Annotated in this window: 1 protein-coding gene; it reads right to left on the bottom strand. The window is 76.6% G+C overall.

All coding sequences use genetic code 11. The features are described 5' to 3' along the window. The coding region (locus tag AC08OT_RS19620) for an amino acid adenylation domain-containing protein (RefSeq protein ID WP_476603172.1) at nt 1-3,450 on the bottom strand (3,450 nt) is incomplete at both ends.

Consider the following 3,450-nt stretch of genomic DNA (forward strand, 5'->3'; position numbering starts at 1 on the left):
GGGCGGGCGGCTCGGGCAGCGCCGCCCGGTCCAGCTTGCCGTTGACCGTGCGGGGCAGCCGGTCCAGCGCGACGAACGCCTGCGGGAGCAGGTATGCCGGCAGCACGCGGGCCGCGTGGGCCCGGGCCGACGCGACCGGGTCCGGGCCGCTCCCCGGCCCGGGTACCAGGTAGGCGACGAGCTGGAGCGCGGGCGGGGCGTCCGGGCGGAAGACGACCGCCGCCGTCCCGACGCCGGGCGCCGCCTCCAGCGCCCGTTCGATCTCGCCGGGCTCGACCCGGAACCCGCGCAGTTTGATCTGATCGTCCGCGCGCCCGAGGAAGGCGAGCGAGCCGTCGGGCCGGCGGCGGGCGAGGTCGCCGGTGCGGTACATCCGCGCGCCGGGCGCCCCGAACGGGTCGGCCACGAACCGGCCGGCCGTCAGGCCGGGGCGGCCCAGGTAGCCCCGGGCCAGCCCGGGACCGGACAGGTACAGCTCGCCGGCCACCCCGTCCGGGACCGGCGCCAGAGCGGCGTCCAGCAAGTAGGCCCGGGTGTTGGCGACAGGCGCGGCCCAGCCCGGGTCCGGGCCGGTGCCGGCCGGCGCTGGCACAGCGCCGGCGCTGTGCCAGCCGTAGGCGTCGACCGAGTACTCGGTCGGCCCGTACAGGTCGTGGGCCACCATCCCGGGGATGGAGCACAGCCGCTCCCACAGTGGCGGCGGGGTGGCCTCGCCGCCGACCAGCAGCACGCCCGGCCGGTGGCTCGTCGTGCCGGGGGACCCCGGCCGGAGGAACCCCTGGCTCATCAGCTCCTGGAGGTAGGTCGGGGTCAGGTCGAGAACGTCGATCCGGGCCCGCTCGATGTAGTCGACGAGGGCGGCCGCGTCCCGCGCGGTGAGCTCGTCGACGACATGCACCTCGTGCCCGGCCAGCAGCCACAGCAACGGCTCCCACGAGCCGTCGAAACTGAACGAGGCCGCGTGCAGTACCCGCTGAGCGTCCCGGTCCGGGCCGGCGGCGTGCTCGGCCGGCGCGATGAGGTCGACCACGTGGGAGACGAACAAGTTGACCAGGCCCCGGTGGGTGCCGACGACCGCCTTGGGGACACCCGTGGACCCCGAGGTGTAGATCACGCTGGCCGCGCCGGCCGGGTCCGGCCAGGCAGCGGCTGGACCGGCTGGACTGTAAAGGGCGGGGGCGTCGAGGGCGGGGGCGTCGAGCGATAGGACAGGAGCGGCGACGGCCGGCAGCCGGTCGGCCAAGGCCCGGGTGGTGAGGACGACGCTCGGTGCCGCGTCGGCCAGCAGGAACGCCAGCCGCTCCGCCGGCTGCTCGACGTCGATCGGCAGGTAGCTCGCGCCCGCCGCCAACACACCGAAGATCGCCGGGACCGTCAGCGCGCGGGGCAGCGCGAGCGCCACCACCGCCTCCGGGGGGGTGCCCAGCCGGGAAAGCCAGCCCGCGATCCGGCCGACCTGGGCCGCCAGCTCGGCGAACGTCGTCCGGCTCTCGGCGGTGACCAGCGCGACCCGGTCGGGATGGGCGGCCACGGCCCGGGTGAGCAGGTCCGGCACGGTCGTCCCGGCGCCGCCGGGACCGGCGGCGTCACCGGGGTCACCGGGGTCACCGGGCAGCGCCCGCTCCGGGCCGGCGGCGCAGCGCAGGGCGGCCGCCCGCTCCTCCTCGTCGGCGATCTCCAGCCGGCTGACCGGTCTGTCGGGGTCACGGACGATCTCGGCCAGCAGGCGGAGCAGCCGGTCGGCCAGCCGGGCGCCGCCGGCCGGCTCGATGACATCGGTGGCGAAGTCGACCAGCACGGTGATCTCGTTGCGGACGGCCCGGTCGACGAACGTCACGTCCAGGTCGAACTTGGCCGTCCCGGCCTCGGGGTTGATCCAGGTCACCGGCCCGCCGAGCAGCTCCCGGCCGTCGTCGGCCAGGTGGTGGTAGCCGGCCATCACCTGGAACAGCGGGTTAATCCCCGGTGTCCGGCGCGGGTTGACCGCCGCGACCACGTCCTCGAACGGGAGGTCCTGGTGGTCGAAGGCGGCCAGGTCGGTCCGGCGGGCCCGGCCCAGCAGATCCCGGAAGGTCGGGTCGCCGGTCAGGTCGGACCGGATCACCAGCGTGTTGACGAAGAAGCCGACGAGCGGGTCGAGCGCGGCGTCGGCCCGGCCGGAGACGGGTACGCCGATCGGGATGTCGTCGCCGGAGCCCAGCCGGTGCAACAGGGTCGCGATGGCCGCGTAGGCGAGCATCGACATGCTCGTCCCGGTCGCCGCGCACAGCGCCCGCAGCCCGATCGCGACCGGGCCGCGCAGGACCCGGGCGGCCCGCCCCGACGCGCCGTCGCGTACGGCCGGGCGCGGCCGGTCCAGCGGCAGCGGGATCTCCTCCGGCAGGCCCCGCAGGGCGGCCAGCCAGAAGTCGAGCTGCCGGGCGGCCAGGCTGCCGTCGACGCCCGGATCGCCGAGCAGGTCGCGTTGCCAGAGCGTGTAGTCGGCGTACTGGACCGGCAACGGCGCCCAGTCCGGCGCGCGCCCGGCCCGCCGGGCGGCGTAGGCCGCGTCCAGGTCGAGCAGGAACGGCCGGTCAGACCACTCGTCAGTCGCGATGTGGTGCAGGACGACGACCAGCACGTCGTCGTCCGGGCCGCGCAGCACGGTCAGCCGTAGCGGCGCCTCGGCGGCCAGGTCGAACGGCTGGGCCGCCGCCCGGGTGATCCGGCCGGTCACCTCGTCGGGGCCGCACTCGACGACGTCGATGGCGGGGGTCGCGGCGACCGGGTCGAGGATCCGCTGGTAGGGCTGGCCGTCGACCGCGGCGACGACCGTGCGCAGGGCCTCGTGTCGGCCGAGGAGGTCGGTGACGGCGGCGCGCAGCGCGTCGACGTCGAGGCGGGCGCCGGTCCGGAACGCGAGCGGGTAGTTGTAGGCGTCGCTCCCGCCGGCCAGCGCCTCGACGAGCCACAGGCGACGCTGCGCCGGCGAGAGCGGGATCCGCTCGGGCCGCTCCCCCGCGACCAGCGGCGGGCGCCCGGTCTCGGCCCGGCCCGCTGCCTTCGCCGCCAGCGCCGCCACCGTCGGTGCCTCGAACAGGTCACGGATGGCCAGATCGACCTCGAGTGCGACCCGGGCCCGGCTGACCACCCGGGTCGCGAGCAGGGAGTGGCCGCCCAGGGCGAAGAAGTCGTCCTCCACCCCGACCTCGGGCAGGCCGAGGACGTCGGCGAACAGCTCGGCCAGGGTGCGCTCCAGCGCCGTGGCCGGCGGCCGGCCGGAGCTCGCCGCCGCCACCGGCTCGGCTGGTGGCAGGGCGGCGACGTCGAGCTTGCCGTTGGCGTTGCGGGGGATGGCCGGCAGCGGCACGAACGCCGACGGGACCAGGTAGTCCGGCAGGGCGGCGGCCAGGTCGGAGCGCAGGCGGGCGACAAGCGCGCCGGCGGCGCGGGCGGCTGTCGGGTCGTTCG

Source organism: Frankia sp. CgJB1 (genome assembly GCF_977947065.1).